14 protein-coding genes, 1 tRNA gene and 1 pseudogene are annotated in these 16363 nt (G+C 49.3%); 8 read left to right on the forward strand and 8 right to left on the reverse strand.

Features of this window, described 5'->3' with window-relative positions:
* Window positions 1-256: 256 nt before the first annotated feature.
* Window positions 257-1267, reverse strand: a complete 1011-nt coding sequence (locus C8D90_RS04900) for a zinc-dependent alcohol dehydrogenase family protein (protein ID WP_115457320.1) — start codon at window positions 1265-1267, stop codon at window positions 257-259.
* Window positions 1268-1340: 73 nt separating this feature from the next.
* On the opposite strand from C8D90_RS04900, the gene C8D90_RS04905 reads away from it, so the two are divergent.
* The 7 genes from C8D90_RS04905 (at window position 1341) to fraE (ending at window position 9132) form a co-directional block, all read left to right on the forward strand.
* A complete protein-coding gene (locus C8D90_RS04905) occupies window positions 1341-1742 on the forward strand; it encodes a winged helix-turn-helix transcriptional regulator (protein ID WP_162844366.1) in 402 nt (133 codons plus the stop codon).
* 325 nt (window positions 1743-2067) lie between these two features.
* Window positions 2068-3264 carry an HNH endonuclease gene (locus tag C8D90_RS04910; RefSeq protein ID WP_115457321.1) on the forward strand — a complete coding sequence of 399 codons (1197 nt, stop codon included), beginning with the start codon at window positions 2068-2070 and terminating at the stop codon, window positions 3262-3264.
* A gap of 610 nt (window positions 3265-3874) precedes the next feature.
* Window positions 3875-4594 (forward strand): GntR family transcriptional regulator, encoded by a 720-nt coding sequence (locus C8D90_RS04915; RefSeq protein ID WP_115457322.1) that lies wholly within the window; start codon window positions 3875-3877, stop codon window positions 4592-4594.
* Between the two features lie 175 nt (window positions 4595-4769).
* Window positions 4770-5747, forward strand: a complete 978-nt coding sequence (gene fraB / locus C8D90_RS04920; protein WP_115457323.1) for a 6-phosphofructose-aspartate deglycase — start codon at window positions 4770-4772, stop codon at window positions 5745-5747.
* Window positions 5748-5809: 62 nt separating this feature from the next.
* Window positions 5810-6658 carry a fructoselysine 6-kinase gene (locus C8D90_RS04925; protein ID WP_115457324.1) on the forward strand — a complete coding sequence of 283 codons (849 nt, stop codon included), beginning with the start codon at window positions 5810-5812 and terminating at the stop codon, window positions 6656-6658.
* Window positions 6659-6711: 53 nt separating this feature from the next.
* A complete protein-coding gene (locus tag C8D90_RS04930; protein WP_115457325.1) occupies window positions 6712-8031 on the forward strand; it encodes an anaerobic C4-dicarboxylate transporter family protein in 1320 nt (439 codons plus the stop codon).
* Between the two features lie 57 nt (window positions 8032-8088).
* Complete coding sequence (gene fraE / locus C8D90_RS04935; RefSeq protein ID WP_115457326.1) at window positions 8089-9132, forward strand: fructose-asparagine asparaginase; 1044 nt, start codon at window positions 8089-8091, stop codon at window positions 9130-9132.
* A 13-nt stretch (window positions 9133-9145) separates the two neighbouring features.
* Here fraE and C8D90_RS22465 read toward each other — a convergent pair.
* The 7 genes and pseudogenes from C8D90_RS22465 to aspA form a co-directional block, all read right to left on the reverse strand.
* Window positions 9146-9271 (reverse strand): annotated as a pseudogene (locus C8D90_RS22465) (hypothetical protein); the annotation flags it as partial.
* A gap of 226 nt (window positions 9272-9497) precedes the next feature.
* Window positions 9498-9573, reverse strand: a tRNA-Phe gene (locus tag C8D90_RS04945).
* A 105-nt stretch (window positions 9574-9678) separates the two neighbouring features.
* Window positions 9679-10254 carry a transcriptional regulator gene (locus C8D90_RS04950; protein WP_115457327.1) on the reverse strand — a complete coding sequence of 192 codons (576 nt, stop codon included), beginning with the start codon at window positions 10252-10254 and terminating at the stop codon, window positions 9679-9681.
* Between the two features lie 59 nt (window positions 10255-10313).
* The gene (locus C8D90_RS04955) at window positions 10314-12026 is read right to left on the reverse strand and encodes a protein-disulfide reductase DsbD (protein WP_115457328.1); all 1713 of its coding nucleotides are present in this window, start codon (window positions 12024-12026) and stop codon (window positions 10314-10316) included.
* Window positions 12002-12349: a divalent cation tolerance protein CutA gene (gene cutA, locus C8D90_RS04960; protein ID WP_115457329.1), complete on the reverse strand. Its 348-nt coding sequence runs from the start codon at window positions 12347-12349 to the stop codon at window positions 12002-12004. The genes C8D90_RS04955 and cutA overlap by 25 nt, the downstream gene beginning before the upstream one ends.
* A gap of 132 nt (window positions 12350-12481) precedes the next feature.
* Window positions 12482-13783: an anaerobic C4-dicarboxylate transporter gene (locus C8D90_RS04965; protein ID WP_115457330.1), complete on the reverse strand. Its 1302-nt coding sequence runs from the start codon at window positions 13781-13783 to the stop codon at window positions 12482-12484.
* A gap of 185 nt (window positions 13784-13968) precedes the next feature.
* A complete protein-coding gene (gene aspA / locus C8D90_RS04970; RefSeq protein ID WP_115457331.1) occupies window positions 13969-15405 on the reverse strand; it encodes an aspartate ammonia-lyase in 1437 nt (478 codons plus the stop codon).
* Between the two features lie 375 nt (window positions 15406-15780).
* Here aspA and C8D90_RS04975 point away from each other — a divergent pair, with 375 nt between their 5' ends.
* A complete protein-coding gene (locus C8D90_RS04975) occupies window positions 15781-16251 on the forward strand; it encodes an FxsA family protein (RefSeq protein WP_115457332.1) in 471 nt (156 codons plus the stop codon).
* The last annotated feature ends 112 nt before the right edge of the window (window positions 16252-16363 follow it).

Below are 16363 nucleotides of genomic sequence, written 5' to 3' on the forward strand. Positions count from 1 at the left end.
AAAGTTGCCTGACGTGGATGCACTGTCTGTCCGCTATGAGCGAGTAGCGGACAGTCAAACGGGATGCGATAAGGTAATCGGATAATGCGGACGGACGAACTGCCTGCTGCCGTTAACATTTTTCAATCTCAGCAGGTCAGGAAGTGTGGATTATGAAAGCTGATCTGCGTACTGTTGCAATACAGTACTGAACGCTGATACCTGCAAAATCCGGTAACAGACGAAAGTCATGTTCAGCGTTCAGACTTAGGCTTACTCAATCTGTTGTGAGGCATATTTTCCCTATATGGTGACCACTAACTTGGTATTCAAACGCGGCGGTAATATCTTCCAGAGGGAATACTTTATCGATTATTGGTCGAATATTACTGGCATTCAGCGCCCTGATCATATCTATTTGATGAGTCCGGCTCCCCACAATTACACCTTTGATTGAGAGCTGTTTCCCCATGATTGTACCTGTCGGTATTTCGCCATAGGTTCCGGTAAATACTCCGACCAGCGTAATATGCCCACCGATTCGGGCAGCCGCTATGGACTGCGGAAACGTACCGGGTCCGCCAATCTCAACAACATGATCAACACCACGCCCGCCTGTCATCTCAAGGATTTTTTTACCCCATTCTGGCTCGCTGCGGTAATTAACGACACCGGCTACACCCTGTTTAAGCAACCATTTCGCTTTCTCATCAGATGATGTAGTAGCCCACACGCGAGCCCCGGCCATAAGTGCAAACTGGAGAGCAAAGATAGATACGCCACCTGTTCCGAGGATCAGCACATCATCACCGGCCTTAATCTGCCCGTTAACAACCAGCGCTCGCCAGGCGGTTAGTGCGGCCGTTGGAAGTGTTGCTGTTTCTGTATGTGTCCACCCTTCAGGAGCATGTGTGAACCAGCTTGCAGGGCGCACCACATGTGATGTGGCATAGCCGTCAAGTCCGTCACCTGGAGTGCGACTGAATCCGGCGAGAGGGGCTTCCCCATCGCTCCAGTCAGGGAAGAAGAGAGAAACAACGTTATCCCCCAGATTAAAATCGGTGACACCTTCTCCGACTTCCTCCACGACACCTGCACCATCAGACATCAGAAGGCGGCCAGGGTTGGAAGGAAGAACACCGTTAGCAACGTTGATATCGTGATAGTTAAGTGAGTTACTGATGATTCTGACACGTATTTCCCCATATGCTGGCTGGCCCGGATCCTGAATGTCTGCCAGTTCAATATAATTAATTCCTGGGGTTGCTCCTAGTTTCGCTGCTTTCATTATTCTGCCTCTGTTTATTTTCAGTAATGCATATATTATCTTGTCATTCGTTTTCCTATAAGTACGAACAAAAATGTCAGTAAGCCGAGATAATCAAAAAGAACAGCAATACATGCTGGCTGGTATGCTGGATGGTAAAAAAACTATTGACCCATCATGCCCCTCAAGAGAGCTTCTCAGCCATATTACCAGTCGCTGGGGAGTGCTGACACTCATTGCACTCAAGAATAAAACTCTCAGATTCAGTGAGCTGAGGCAGAAACTCAATGGCGTGAGCGAGCGGATGCTTATTAAGGTTCTTAAGGACTTCGAAAAGGATGGACTGGTACTACGCGAGTCTTACCCTGTTGTCCCGCCACATACCGAATACTCGTTAACTACGTCTGGCCTAGAAGCGGCAGGATTGATCACTCTGTTGACTGACTGGATTGGGAATTATCAGATGAAGGAAAATGCCAAGCCTAATAAATCGTAGTTATTTCCGGCCATTAGAGGCTATATAGAGTAAACCATTACGTTGGATACCAAGTTGAGGAATTTCAGAATTTCACAACGTCCGCTTCTGGCACAAAGCGGACCGCCTGCAGTATCGCGAGGTCCGCTCTGAGCGACAAGCGGCTGTTCGTAATTGAATCGCCATGGATGTTGCTAGCAAAGCCGTGTGCCAATCAACTGGGAGCGGATCAACGTAAAAATCATGACTAAGGATTGAAAGACTTGTCGAACGAGTGAAATAATGGCCATCTGAGTAAGGACGATGTCCACATATACACTTTTAGGGCTACAAGGCGAGATCTCTAATGAGCATCGAGAATGTATCAAGATTAAAACGAAATCGCGGAGTTCCTGTAGCGATCCGACGTAAATTGCTTGAGAAATACGATCATGCTTGCGCTGCCTGTGGTGTTAAAGATGACGTGGTCCCACTTGAGCTTGCTCATCTTGTTCCCACCTATGCAGGTGGTGAATCATCTGAAGACAATTTGACAATTCTTTGCCCAAATTGCCACCGAACATTTGATCGCCAGCCACGTGAATATGAATTTGTCAGTTTTCTCACTGAGCTATTGAAAAATCATCCTAACTTCAGTGATATACAACAGGAGATACTGTTAGGCCGCGAAATTCGTTATAGGGCTGATCTTCTAGTAAACCGACGGTTAAATGATACAAAGGAAGTTTTGCTAATCGAGTGCAAGACCTATTTAGCACTAACTTCCGGCCATATTCATAATGTCATTGGACAATTGGAAAAATACAAATCCAGTTACGGTAATGGCAGGATGGTTCTCGCTATTCCAGCAACCTTGAGAGCAACTGACTTGTCGGCTCTGAATGTGGCGGACATTGAAGCGTGGGATATTAAATACATTGCAAACAATTTTTCTAAACAAATAGAGGCTGCATCTCCAAGCTATTATAGGGCATTATTTCTTGCGCGGATCACTCGTCCTACAAAAAAGATTACTCGCGAGCAAGAGTTAATTAATTCTTTATCTTCCTGTATTCCAGGGAAGAACGACTGCTATGTGTATCAGAACCTCGTTGGAGATATTCTTGAACATTTGTTCACGCCCCCTCTTGGGAAGCCAATTCCAGAGCTATCTGACAAGTTGAAAGCCAATCGCCGCGACTTCATCATGCCAAACTATACTGATAAGGGATTCTGGTCTTTCTTGCGACAAAAGTATGGAGCTGATTACGTTGTGATTGATGCAAAAAACTACTCAAGAAAAGTCAAAAAGTCTGAGATCTTGCAAATCGCGAACTACTTGAAACCACATGGAGCTGGTCTCTTTGGGTTAATCATATCTCGCAAGGGTGGCGACGCATTAGGTTGTGAACATACGTTGAGAGAACAATGGCTAGTTCATAAAAAAATGATCTTGGTGCTGGATGACGAAGATGTTAAAGCTATGCTAGTTGCCAAGTCAGATGGTCGGCAGCCTGAAGAAATATTGGGGCAGAAAATTGAAGACTTCAGGCTATCAATGTAGCAGTAAACCGGAATTACGCGAAAAGACGTGCAGGTTCGGTAACTTCTACGTAGTATTTTCCAACGCACAGGATGGTGAGTGTAATTTATCTATATAGATGATCTAGCTCGTAATGTCCGCAGTTGGCACGGAGCGGATTTGTGAGGAGACTTAGGTCTACCTTGAGCGAGCAGCGGAAGTTCGCCATGGTTGTATGACTAACATTGCCATTTATGGAATTGGTCAATAACCGTTATAATCACGTAGAGTGAGCCATAGTTAATACGGGGTGTGCTGTACTGGCTGTTCAAACAGCTTGAATTCAAAGCATCCGTGTTTTGGGGTATAAGATAACGCATGGCTTAAAAATTAATTATTTTCAATTGATTATCTTTGTTTTCCGATTCCCTTCGCCGCTCCAGTTTCAACTCTCCAGCATTTCTGAGACCGAACACATATTCTACATGGCGACTTCGTGATCGTTATGATGGGAAGACTAAATGTCACTCGCCAACCCCACAATCAATTTCATCTTCACCGCTTTTCGCTGTTATGGGTCTATGTCAGCGAGCAAATGTCAGGTAAATTGTTATAATACATGGCGGGTATTTTATAATACAAAGAGATACAAATAATGGAGCAGCCTGACAGCAAAAGCGCGAAGCCACTCTATAAACAGCTTGAAGCCTCCCTCAAAGAAGCTATTTTGTGTGGCGAATATCAACCTGGACAGCAGATCCCTACTGAAAATGAGCTAAGCGCACAATGGGAGGTCAGTAGGGTGACCGTGCGAAAAGCACTGGACGCATTAACGCGTGAAAATCTCCTGACCCGCGTGTCGGGTAAGGGAACGTTTGTTTCCAGTGAAAAATTTCAGCGTAGTATGACAGGGATAATGAGCTTCACCGAGTTATGCCAGTCGCAGGGGCGACGGCCCGGTTCACGTACTATCAAATCAGTATTCGAGTCTATCGATGATGAAACACGATGCTTGCTGGGCATGACTGCCGAAGAAAAAGCCGTTGTCATCGAACGTATTCGTTATGCTGATGACATTCCCGTCTCGCTGGAAACCGTCCAGATGCCACCACGCTTTGCCTTTCTGTTGCAGGAAGAGCTTAACAATCAATCACTATATGAGTGCTTGCGTGAGAAATACGGTTTGTGGTTTACCCACTCACGTAAAATGATCGAACTGGTTTATGCGAATTTTGAGGTCTCTCATTATCTTGGTGTGGCAGAGCGTTACCCTCTTATCCTTATTAAGAGTGAAATGATCGACAACAAAGGCGAGTTGTCCTGTGTCTCCAGGCAACTGATTGTCGGCGACAAAATTCGCTTCACGGTGTAGTTTTCTCCCTTTAGCTAACAAGCTGATTCATCTAAATCGGGATCCGCGTCGCGGATCCCGTTTTTTTTTGCCTTGCATCTTGAATGTATCTAAATGTCATATAAAAATAACAACACATTATAAGTCATTTGTGGCGGCATAGTTCGCCGGGTCAAAGTAAGAACCAGAGGGATGTATGATGAGTATGAAAGAGATTGTTAGCGGCATTTTGGCCAGCCAGGTGGATAAAGGAGGAGTAAAATACGTTTATTATGTGGCCTGCGGTGGCTCTTATGCTGCATTTTATCCGGCGAAAGCCTTTTTAGAAAAAGAGGCGAAAGGTCTTACCGTTGGCCTGTACAACAGCGGAGAGTTCATTAACAACCTGCCATCGGCGTTGGGAGAGAATGCGGTTGTTATCGTGGCTTCGCACAAAGGGAATACCCCGGAGACCATTAAGGCGGCTGAGCTTGCGCGTCAACATGGCGCGTCGGTTATTGGGCTAACATGGGTGATGGATTCGCCATTAGTCGCCCATTGCGACTATGTGGAAAGTTACACTTTTGGCGATAACAAAGACATTGCTGAAGAAAAGACGATGAAAGGTTTGCTGAGCGCAGTCGAGCTCTTGCAGCAGACTGAAGGCTATATTCATTACGATGACTTCCTTGACGGGGTAAGTAAAATTAATCGCATTGTCTATCGTGCTTGTGAGCATGTTGCAGAGCGGGCTTTGACATTTGCGCAGGAATACAAAGACGACAACGTTATTTATACCGTCGCAAGTGGCGCCGGTTACGGCGCGGCATATCTTCAGAGTATCTGTATCTTTATGGAAATGCAGTGGATTCACTCAGCATGTATCCACAGCGGTGAGTTTTTCCATGGACCTTTTGAGATCACTGATGCGAACACGCCGTTTTTCTTCCAGTTATCTGAGGGTAGCGCCCGGCCTGTGGATGAGCGCGCTCTAAACTTCCTGAAAAAGTATGGCCGCCGGATTGAAGTTGTCGATGCGAAAGAATTAGGGTTATCTACGATCAAGACGACGGTGATAGATTATTTCAATCATTCTCTCTTTAATAATGTTTACCCTGTCTACAATCGCGCACTTGCAATGGCTCGTCAGCACCCGTTGACCACGCGTCGCTATATGTGGAAAGTTGAGTATTAATAACCAGGGATTTTGAAAAAGCAGGGACGCTTTTTATTCTATATATAAATCAAGGATTAGTTATGAGCATTAGCGTTATAGGTATTGGTGACAATGTTGTCGATAAATACCTCCATTCCGGAATAATGTATCCGGGGGGGAATGCATTAAATTTTTCCGTGTATGCAAAACTCGCTGGCGTACCTGCTGCTTTCATGGGAGCCTTTGGCGATGATGAAGCTGCAAGGCATGTGCAGGATGTCTTGCATGAGTTTGAGATAGATACTACTCACTGCCGTCATTATGCTGGTGAGAATGGATACGCATGTATTCGACTGAAAAATGGTGATCGGGAGTTTGTTGCCAGCAATAAAAATGGGGTGCTGCGTGAGCATCCTTTGACACTATCACAAGACGATCTCCATTATATTTCTCAATTCAATTTAGTACACTCCAGTATCAACGGTTTTCTGGAGCCAGAGCTGGAAAAGATAAAACAGAATAATAATCTTATTTCATTTGATTTTTCCGGGCGCGGTACTGATGAATATTTCGAAAGTGTATGTCCATGGATAAGCTACGGTTTTATTTCTTGCAGTGATTTATCATCAGATGAAATAAAAGAAAAAATTGAGAAAGTTTATCATTACGGTTGCCGGCATGTTATCGCGACCCGTGGACATGAGGGTGTTTATTATTTTTCTGCCAATGGTTATCTTGAGTGGCATCCTCAGTATATCGAACCAGTGGATACGCTGGGAGCTGGTGACGCGTTTTTAACCGGCTTTATGCTCTCCATTATGCAATCCGGTACAGATGAACCTGATAATGAAATGGTGATGTCAGCTATGCGAGCGGGAGGGCAATCTGCGGCGCAGGTTTTATCACATTACGGCGCATTCGGTTTTGGCAAACCTTATTCTGCCTGTTAACGCTGTTCCATTAAATTAACCCAGCATTCACTCCACACAGGTCAGGAGGAAGTATGTTTTGGACGGAATTGTGTTTTATTCTTATTGCTTTGATGATTGGCGCCAGAATCGGCGGCGTATTTTTAGGGATGGTCGGTGGGTTGGGTGTGGGCGTCATGGTATTCGTATTCGGCCTGACACCTTCAACTCCGCCGATTGATGTTATTCTTATTATTCTTTCTGTTGTATTAGCCGCCTCATCATTGCAGGCTGCCGGGGGGTTGGATTTACTGGTTAAACTGGCAGAAAAAATTCTGCGACGGCACCCACGTTATATTACGTTGCTGGCTCCTTTTATTTGTTATCTTTTTACCTTTATGTCTGGAACGGGGCATGTGGTATACAGCTTGTTGCCGGTTATCTCTGAAGTTGCTCGTGACTCAGGGATCCGCCCTGAACGTCCACTATCCATTTCTGTCATCGCCTCACAACAGGCAATCACCGCCAGCCCGATATCAGCCGCAATGGCGGCGATGATCGGCCTGATGGCGCCTTTAGGTATTTCAATTTCCACCATCATGATGATTTGTGTCCCTGCAACATTGATTGGTGTGGCATTGGGGGCAATCGCAACCTTCAATAAAGGCAAAGAATTAAAAGACGACCCGGAGTATCAGCGCCGACTGGCTGAAGGGGTAATTCAGCCGGTTCAGAAGGAAAGCAAAAAAACAGAAGTTACGTCGCGCGCCAGGCTCTCAGTTGTGCTGTTTTTAATGAGTGCGGTTGTGATTGTATTGTTGGGGCTTATTCCGGCCCTGCGTCCAATGGTCGAAACAGCAAAAGGGCTACAACCGCTTTCAATGTCAGCAGCAATCCAGATTACTATGCTCTCCTTTGCCTGTCTGATTGTATTGTTGTGTCGCCCGCAAGTGGATCAAATCATTAGCGGTACGGTTTTCCGCGCCGGAGCGCTGGCGATTGTCTGTGCTTTCGGGCTTGCATGGATGAGCGAAACCTTTGTAAACGGGCATATCGAACTGATCAAAGCGGAAGTTCAGACACTTTTACAACAGCATACCTGGCTCATTGCTATCATGATGTTTTTTGTCTCCGCGATGGTCAGCAGTCAGGCCGCAACAACCCTCATTTTATTGCCCCTGGGGTTGGCGTTAGGGCTGCCCGCCTATGCGCTGATTGGATCATGGCCAGCAGTCAATGGCTATTTCTTTATTCCCGTGGCGGGTCAGTGTCTTGCAGCATTAGCTTTTGATGACACCGGAACCACGCGGATTGGTAAGTACGTACTTAATCATAGCTTTATGCGACCAGGCTTAGTCAACGTCATTGTTTCGGTTACCGTTGGCTTAATTATTGGAAAAATGGTGCTGGCCTGATTATTTAATAAGTCTGACAGGTTTCACCCTGTTCAATTAAATTCAGAGGAAAAGAAAATGAATATAAGAATATTCATTGCTGTGGCTTTGGTTTTTATCAGTCAAAGTATATTTAGCGCTACTACACAACCTCATATTGTGATTCTTGCGACAGGTGGCACGATTGCTGGGACGGCAGCAAATACAACACAAACATCGGGTTATAAATCTGGCGAAATTGGTGTTCAGACATTAATTAACGCTGTGCCAGAGATAAAAAATATTGCACGTGTTGATGGTCAACAAATTGCTAATATTGGAAGTGAAAATATGACCAGCGATATTATTTTAAAACTGTCTCAGCAGGTGAATACGCTACTGGCGCGGGATGATGTTGATGGTGTGGTGATTACTCATGGTACAGATACGCTGGATGAAACAGCGTACTTCCTGAATCTGACGGTCAAGAGCGATAAGCCCGTGGTGTTCACTGCCGCAATGAGACCAGCGACAGCGATTAGCGCGGATGGTGCGATGAACCTGTTGGAAGCCGTTACTGTGGCAGCAGACCCCAATGCCAGGGGCCGCGGGGTGATGGTGGTATTAAATGATCGTATTGGTTCGGCAAGATTTGCCACTAAAACTAACGCGACCACGTTGGATACATTCAAAGCGACCGAGCAGGGGTATCTGGGCATTATTGTAAACGGTACACCGCAATTTGAGACGCGAGTGGAAAAGGTGCATACCCTGCGTTCAGTATTTGATGTGCGAAATCTGCGCAAATTACCAGAAGTCGTGATTATTTATGGTTATCAGGACGATCCGGAATATATGTATGATGCAGCAATTTCACATCATGTTGACGGGATCATTTATGCCGGAACCGGGGCGGGTTCTGTTTCTGTCAGAAGCGAGGCAGGGATCAGGAAAGCAGAGGAAGCCGGAATTATAGTGATACGTTCATCCCGCACAGGGAATGGTGTTGTACCCGTCGATAAAGGCCAACCTGGCCTGGTCGCGGATTCATTGAATCCTGCTAAAGCCCGGATATTGCTGATGACTGCGCTGACGCAAACAAAAAAACCTGAGCTGATTCAACACTATTTCCGTACCTACTAAACAACACCGCGCGTTAAACCTGTGCCAGAAAGTACAAAAAGCGGTTTAGCGCAGCGGAAGGTGTTTCATCATTACGCCAGAAAATGGACTGCCCCCACGACAGTAGACAAATTCTGTCCTCACGACGGGGCCTGTTCAAAGGCCTCCGGACTGACGCCACCGAGGTGCCTAGAGACGGCTTTACGGAGGATGTAAACGCCGAAACGGTTCTTTATTGGTTGTATCATAATGCTCATTTTGTACCACCTTCCTGTACCACCGGGAAGCGGGGCCGGAGGAAAGTAAAAAGAGGTCACTACTGATAAACCAACAAGTTGTTGACTCAGAAAGCAAAAACCCCCGCCGAAGCGAGGGTTATAAATGAGTGGTGCCCGGACTCGGAATCGAACCAAGGACACGGGGATTTTCAATCCCCTGCTCTACCGACTGAGCTATCCGGGCAACGAGGCGCATTAAACCGTATCAGGCGTCCGGCGTCAACGCTTTTCCTGAAAAAGTGACAAATTCATGAATCGACTGCTGAAAAAGTGCCCATGATGTTTGTTTTTAGCTCAATGCGCCGTGTTTTCGGCAGTTTGCGATGCGTAAAATGTCTTCCGCCAGGCGACGAGCCGTTTCTACATCATTCAAATTACGTTTCACCATCAGCTTGCTCAGGCAGCCCTCCAGAATCAGTTCCATCTGATCGGCGACCATCACGGCATCATCAACCTCCAGTTCCTGCAACAACGTCAGGGTGAAGTCGTGGGAAGCGTGTTTTTGCTGTTCCGCTAACTGATGGATAGGGTGGTCGGCTTCCGGGAAGATAGTGCAGGCGGCGATAAACAGGCAGCCGGGGTAGCGCAGTTGTTTGACGTACTGCGCCAGTACCTCATAACGGGCCAGGAGCTTCTGTTGCGGGGTTTGGCTCTCATCCAGCAATAGCTGGCGGCGCCAGGTGTCAATTTGCTGGGCGTGATAGCGCAGGCTGTCATAAATCAGCGCTTCGCGATCCGGCCAGTAACGGACGATATCCTCCACGCTTTCTTCCAACTGTGGCGCCAGCCTTTCCAGCGTGGTCGTCGCCAGCCCTTGTTGCTCCAGCAGGTTGAGTACCTTGCTGAGTACGTTTTCTCTTTGCACGAGGGCCTCCTGTGTTAGTCCGGATATGCGGTATCCGGGATATTCAGTGTTGTCGATCGTTATCGTTTCTGCAAATGCGCCCGAAACGTGTCTGCGTCCATAAAGCCCGTCACGCGTTGTGCAGTCAATTCCTCGCCGGTGGGAGAGAAGAACAGTATTGTCGGTAGCCCCAGCACGTTAAAGTGCTTCAGAATGGCGTTGTGCTGCGCATTGTTAGCGGTGACGTCCGCCTGTAACAGCAGGGTGCCGCTGAGCTGCTGCTGAACCAGTGGATCGCTGAAGGTGTATTTCTCAAACTCTTTGCAGGATACGCACCAGTCCGCGTAAAGGTCGAACATCACCGGCTGGCGGTTGGCCTTCGCTTCATCAAGCGCCTGCTGCAGCTCGTCCAGCGTGTTGACCTGACGGAACGCCAGATGATGACCGGCGTCCTGCTGTGCGGTGGGCGCGCCGAATACCCAGTCCTGCAACGGACGGGCGCAGATCAGCGCGGCGGCCAGCAGAATCAGTTGCAGCACGCGCACCAGGCCGCGTTCGGAGCGCAGGCTGACGATAAAGGCCCAGCCGAAGAACGCGACGCCTAAGATGCTCCACAAACGCAATCCCCAGGTGTCGCCCAGCACGCGTTCCAGTAAGAAGATAGGCAACGCCAGAATAATGAAGCCGAATGCCTCTTTCACGTTTTGCATCCAGGGACCGCTGCGCGGCAGCAGGCGGTTGCCGAAGGTTGTTACCAGCACCAGCGGCAAACCCATTCCCAACGCATACAGATAAAGCGTGCCGCCGCCGGCCAGCAGGTTTCCGCTCTGGGCGATATACAGCAGGATGGCGGTCAGCGGCGCGGTGGTGCAGGGAGAACAAATCAGCCCGGCCAGTGCGCCCATGGCGAAAACGCCCAGCAGCGATCCGCCTTTTTGCTGATTGCTCCACAATGTCAGGCGGGTTTGCAGGGAAGAGGGCAGTTGCAGGCTAAACAGCCCGAACATCGACATCGCCAGCACGATAAACAGCGCCGAAAGGCCGATCAGCACGTAAGGATGCTGAAACGCGGCCTGAAATTGCATGCCCGCTGCGGCGACCACAATGCCCAGCACGGTGTACGTCAGCGCCATTCCCTGTACGTAGACCAGCGACAGCACCAGAATATGCCGGTGGCTGTGCGGTTTTTCCCGGCCGAGGATAATGGCGGAGATAAGCGGATACATCGGCAATACGCACGGCGTGAAGGCGATACCGATGCCGATCAGCAACGCCCACAGCGGGGAGAAGGGCAGATCTTGCTCCGGTTGGGCGGGCGATGCTGCTTCTGCGGCCGGTGCGGCGTTCTCTGCGGCTGACGCACTGACGCTTTGCAGTGGAATCAGCTTGGTTTCGGGCGGGTAGCAAAATCCGGCCTCCGCGCAGCCCTGGTAAGTGACGGAAAGCGTCGCGTGCTGCCCGGTGCTGCGTAACGGCACGCTGAAGCTCAGCTGGTCGCGATACGTAATGACGTCGCCATAAAACTCATCTTTATGATGCACGCCCTGCGGCAGCGAGAATGCGCCAAGCTGCGCCTCGCTGCCGACCACCTGAATTTGCTGCTGGTAAAGATAGTATCCCGGCCTGATTTGCCAGTTGAGCTTTACCTGGTTGTTGTGTTGACTGAAGTCGAAACTGAAAGCCTGATCGACGGGGACGAATTTACCGCCGCCGCTGTTGCCGAACAGGGAAGCTTGGGCCGGGAGTAAGGTACAGAAAAAGAGAAAAATCAGCGTAAGGAAGCGTTGAGCCATGACAGGTAATCTTTATCTCCGGCGCAGACGGGTAAGACCAGCAATTCCGGGGTTTGGTATGGATGATGTTGTTTCAGGCAGTTCAGCAACGCTTCCTGATGGAGACGGTCGCTTTTAATCAGCATTTGTACTTCATATTCCTGCTCTAACCGGCCTTCCCAGTAATACAGGGAACTGGCGCCGGGCAGCAGCGTCACGCAGGCCGCTAACTTTTCGTTGAGCACCTGGCTTGCCAACTCTTGCGCGCTGGCTTCGTCCGGCGCGGTACATAAAACCACAACGGCTTCCGTGTCGGTGATCACCTGATTTTTTGCGTCAGTCATAAACACCTCGCAGCGGCGGAAGTCCCTGAAACGATGAGCAGTTACTATACAACGTGCGGGAGGGGCTTGTCAGTAAAGAGGATGTAAAGACGGTAAATGAGAACAGGGCGCCGGAGCGCCCTGTTGTGGGGATTACAGCATTACGCTGCCCAGCAGGAAACCGAAGCAAACCGCCAGAATCACGCCCAGCGTACCGGGGATGAAGAACGGGTGGTTGAAGACGAATTTCCCGATGCGGGTGGTGCCGGTGTCGTCCATCTGTACCGCCGCGACCAGGGTCGGGTAGGTCGGCAGGATGAACAGGCCGGATACCGCAGCGAAAGAAGCGACGGCGGTCAGCGGAGAAACGTTCAGTGCCAGCGCCATCGGCATCAGCGCCTTGGCGGTTGCCGCCTGAGAATACAGCAGGGCGGAAGCAAAGAAGAAAATGACGGCCAGCAGCCACGGATGGCCCTGAATCACGCTGCCTGCGGTCTCTTTAATCCAGTCGATGTTAGCGGATACGAAAGTATCGCCCAGCCAGGCAACGCCCAGGATACAGATACAGGCGCTCATACCGGCTTTGAACGTGCTGGAGTTCAGGATGGAGTCAGTTTCAACGCGGCAGATGATCGTGGTCAGCGTTGCGACGCTGAGCATGATAATCAGAATAGCGTTGGTGGTGTTCATCAGCGGTTTTTCAACCAGGCCCAGGCTCGGGCTGTTGATGATGGCGTAGACCACCACGCAGATAACGCCCAGCAGGAACAACCATACCGAGGTTTTGGCGCCGGCTTTGATTTCTACCTGCTTGTCGCCGCGCAGGGTAATCAGGCCTTCAGCCAAACGCTTCTGGTAAACCGGATCGTTAGACAGTTTGGAGTCGAAAATCATGGAGACCAGGAAGGACATCACGATGATTGCCAGGAAGGTCGACGGAATAACGACGGACAGCAGGTGGATGTAGCTGATGCCATGGCCTTCCATTACGGAAGACATGTACACCACGGCGGCGGAAATCGGCGACGCGGTGATGGCGATCTGCGCGGAAACCACCGCAGTCGACAGTGGACGACAAGGCTTGATCCCCTGCTCTTTGGCCACTTCGGCGATAACCGGCAGAGTGGCGAGGGAAATGTTGCCGGTGCCGGCAAAGATGGTCAAAAAGTAGGTGACGATCGGCGCCAGAATCGTGATGTATTTCGGATTCTTACGCAGCAGTTTTTCCGTCTGGTGTACCAAATAGTCGAGACCACCGGCAATCTGCATTGCAGAGATCGCGGCGATAACGGCCATTATGATGGAAATAACGTCGAACGGGATTTTACCAGGCGCAACGCCAATCGCGGCGAGTACAAGTACCCCCAAGCCGCCGGCGTAGCCGATACCTATCCCACCTAACCGGGCCCCAAGAAAGATGGCCAGCAGAACGATAATCAATTCTACGGCTAGCATAGTGTTTCTCCTTACAATTTAACGAAAATAATTCTTATTTTGTGTTTACCCTGCATCTTTCGGGTTACTGCTTCTATTTTATCGGCAGCAACCCGAAATACTTAGGATGAATATCTGCTGTATGAAAAAAGGCACGACTGGCCAGGAGGGGACAGACGTGCCTGATTGTTAATGATCAACCTGAATTACTGCTCGTTTTCATCGGTAAAGCGCTTGGCTTTATAAGCCGGATGCATCAGGTTCTCCACGGAGAAGATGTCGTCCAGCTCAGCTTCGGTCAGCAGACCGCGTTCCAGCACAACTTCGCGTACGCTCTTACCGGTTTCGGCGCAAATCTTGCCGACGATATCACCGTTATGATGCCCGATGAACGGGTTCAGGTAGGTAACGATACCGATAGAGTTAAATACGAAGCTTTCACAGATTTCTTTGTTGGCGGTAATGCCGTTGATGCATTTTTCCAGCAGGTTGTAGCAGCCGTTGGTCAGGATATGGATTGACTCGAACATGGCCTGGCCGATAACCGGCTCCATGACGTTCAACTGCAACTGGCCGGCTTCTGCAGCCATGGTGACGGTGGTGTCGTTACCGATGACTTTGAAGCACAGCTGGTTTACAACTTCCGGTACAACCGGGTTAACCTTGGCCGGCATGATAGAAGAACCCGCCTGCAACTCCGGCAGGTTGATTTCGTTCAGGCCAGCGCGCGGGCCGGAGGAGAGCAGACGCAGGTCGTTACAGATTTTGGACATCTTCACGGCCAGGCGTTTGAGCGCACTGTGCACCATGACGTAAGCGCCGCAGTCGGAGGTGGCTTCAATCAGATCTTCCGCCGGTACACAGGGCAGGCCGCTGACTTCCGCCAGTTTCTGCACGGCGAGCTGCTGGTAGCCTTCCGGCGTGTTTAGGCGGGTACCGATAGCGGTCGCGCCCAGGTTTACTTCCAGCAGCAGCTCAGCGGCGCGCTGCATGCTTTTCGCTTCTTCTTTCAGCAATACGCTGAATGCGTTGAATTCCTGGCCCAGCGTCATCGGCACGGCGTCCTGCAGCTGGGTACGACCCATCTTCAGGATGTTTTTGAACTCGACGGCCTTGCGATCGAAGCCTTCGCGCAGCTGGTTGATGGCGTCGATCAATTTCATGATGGAGGCGTAAACCGCGATGCGGAACCCGGTCGGGTAGGCGTCGTTGGTTGACTGGCTCATGTTCAGGTCGTCATTCGGGTTCAGATACTGATACTCACCTTTCTGATGACCCATCAGCTCCAGACCGATGTTGGCCAGCACTTCGTTAGTGTTCATGTTAACAGAGGTGCCTGCGCCGCCCTGGAACACATCCACCGGGAACTGGTCCATGCATTTACCGTTGTTAAGCACCTCGTCACAGGCCTTAACGATAATCTCAGCGGTTTTTTTAGGAATAACTTTAAGTTCTCTGTTTGCCAGCGCCGCTGCTTTTTTTACCATAACCATGCCGCGGACAAATTCAGGAATGTCGCTGATCTTACTGTTGCTTATATAAAAGTTTTCAATCGCACGTAAGGTATGAACACCATAATAGGCGTCTGCCGGAACTTCACGGGTGCCTAACAGATCTTCTTCGATACGAATGTTGTTTGACATAAGAACCTTCTTTCAATTGATGCCGGTGGTAAACAAAGTTTGTAAACTTGTTAAATAATATATGTTGTTTGGGTTTCCCAACTTGAAAGGATCATCCGTCCTCTCTTTTGTGCTCATGATCATATGCTGCTGGGGCGGAAATGCATGAATCCAGATCACTATATAGTTCATATTTATGATGGCGATCTGATATCTGTGATAACTCTCACAGATAGGTGCAATAACTATCTTGGGTTATTAGGTTGAATATGCTCAAAACGCCACCATTTAGTAGCAGACAATCCGCTATTTCACCGGAATGTAATTATATTTTAAACTGTCGTATCCGCGCCAAAAGGCGAAATCCGGCAGCGATTACCCAATGAGGAGAATACGGTGCGCTTTTTACCGCTTATATTGATATTTCTTTTTGTTTACATAGAGATATCTATCTTTATCAAGGTGGCCGCCGTATTAGGTGTTGCGGTTACGTTACTGTTGGTGATCCTGACGTCCTGCCTGGGCATTTCCCTGGTGCGAAATCAGGGCATGCGTACGCTGATGCAGATGCAGCAGAAGCTGGCGCAGGGAGAAAGCCCTGCGGCGGAAATGGTGAAAAGCGTTTCGCTGGTGATGGCCGGTTTTCTGCTGTTGATCCCGGGCTTCTTTACCGACTTCCTGGGATTGCTGCTGATTCTGCCGCCGGTGCAAAAACACCTGACGCTGAAGTTGCTGCCTTATTTTCGCATTTATCCCGGCGGCCCCGGCCCGGGGAGCGGCGGCAATGGCAATGTGTTTGAGGGGGAGTTCGAGCGTCGTGACGATGCTTCTTCCCGTCCTGATAACAATCATCTCGACCATAAATAAGGGCGTTCACGCCGAAAGGCGCGGCCAGCATTGCCGCGCTTTCAATTATCTGCATCCGGGTTTCCCCTGCGTAAACAAAAAGAAAATTTTTTTGTTTTCCCCCCCTTGAAGG

The organism is Enterobacillus tribolii (genome assembly GCF_003363015.1).
In the GTDB taxonomy this organism is placed as follows: domain Bacteria; phylum Pseudomonadota; class Gammaproteobacteria; order Enterobacterales; family Enterobacteriaceae; genus Enterobacillus; species Enterobacillus tribolii.

Excerpts from the sequence above, each read along its gene's own strand:
- C8D90_RS04910 (WP_115457321.1), top strand. The coding sequence starts at position 2,068 with ATGAGCATCGAGAATGTATCAAGATTAAAACGAAATCGCGGAGTTCCT.
- cutA (WP_115457329.1), bottom strand. The coding sequence starts at position 12,349 with ATGACTGACGCAAAAAATCAGGTGATCACCGACACGGAAGCCGTTGTG.
- fraB (WP_115457323.1), top strand. The coding sequence starts at position 4,770 with ATGATGAGTATGAAAGAGATTGTTAGCGGCATTTTGGCCAGCCAGGTG.
- C8D90_RS04905 (WP_162844366.1), top strand. The coding sequence starts at position 1,341 with ATGTCAGTAAGCCGAGATAATCAAAAAGAACAGCAATACATGCTGGCT.
- C8D90_RS04925 (WP_115457324.1), top strand. The coding sequence starts at position 5,810 with ATGAGCATTAGCGTTATAGGTATTGGTGACAATGTTGTCGATAAATAC.
- C8D90_RS04900 (WP_115457320.1), bottom strand. The coding sequence starts at position 1,267 with ATGAAAGCAGCGAAACTAGGAGCAACCCCAGGAATTAATTATATTGAA.
- C8D90_RS04955 (WP_115457328.1), bottom strand. The coding sequence starts at position 12,026 with ATGGCTCAACGCTTCCTTACGCTGATTTTTCTCTTTTTCTGTACCTTA.
- C8D90_RS04965 (WP_115457330.1), bottom strand. The coding sequence starts at position 13,783 with ATGCTAGCCGTAGAATTGATTATCGTTCTGCTGGCCATCTTTCTTGGG.
- aspA (WP_115457331.1), bottom strand. The coding sequence starts at position 15,405 with ATGTCAAACAACATTCGTATCGAAGAAGATCTGTTAGGCACCCGTGAA.
- C8D90_RS04930 (WP_115457325.1), top strand. The coding sequence starts at position 6,712 with ATGTTTTGGACGGAATTGTGTTTTATTCTTATTGCTTTGATGATTGGC.
- fraE (WP_115457326.1), top strand. The coding sequence starts at position 8,089 with ATGAATATAAGAATATTCATTGCTGTGGCTTTGGTTTTTATCAGTCAA.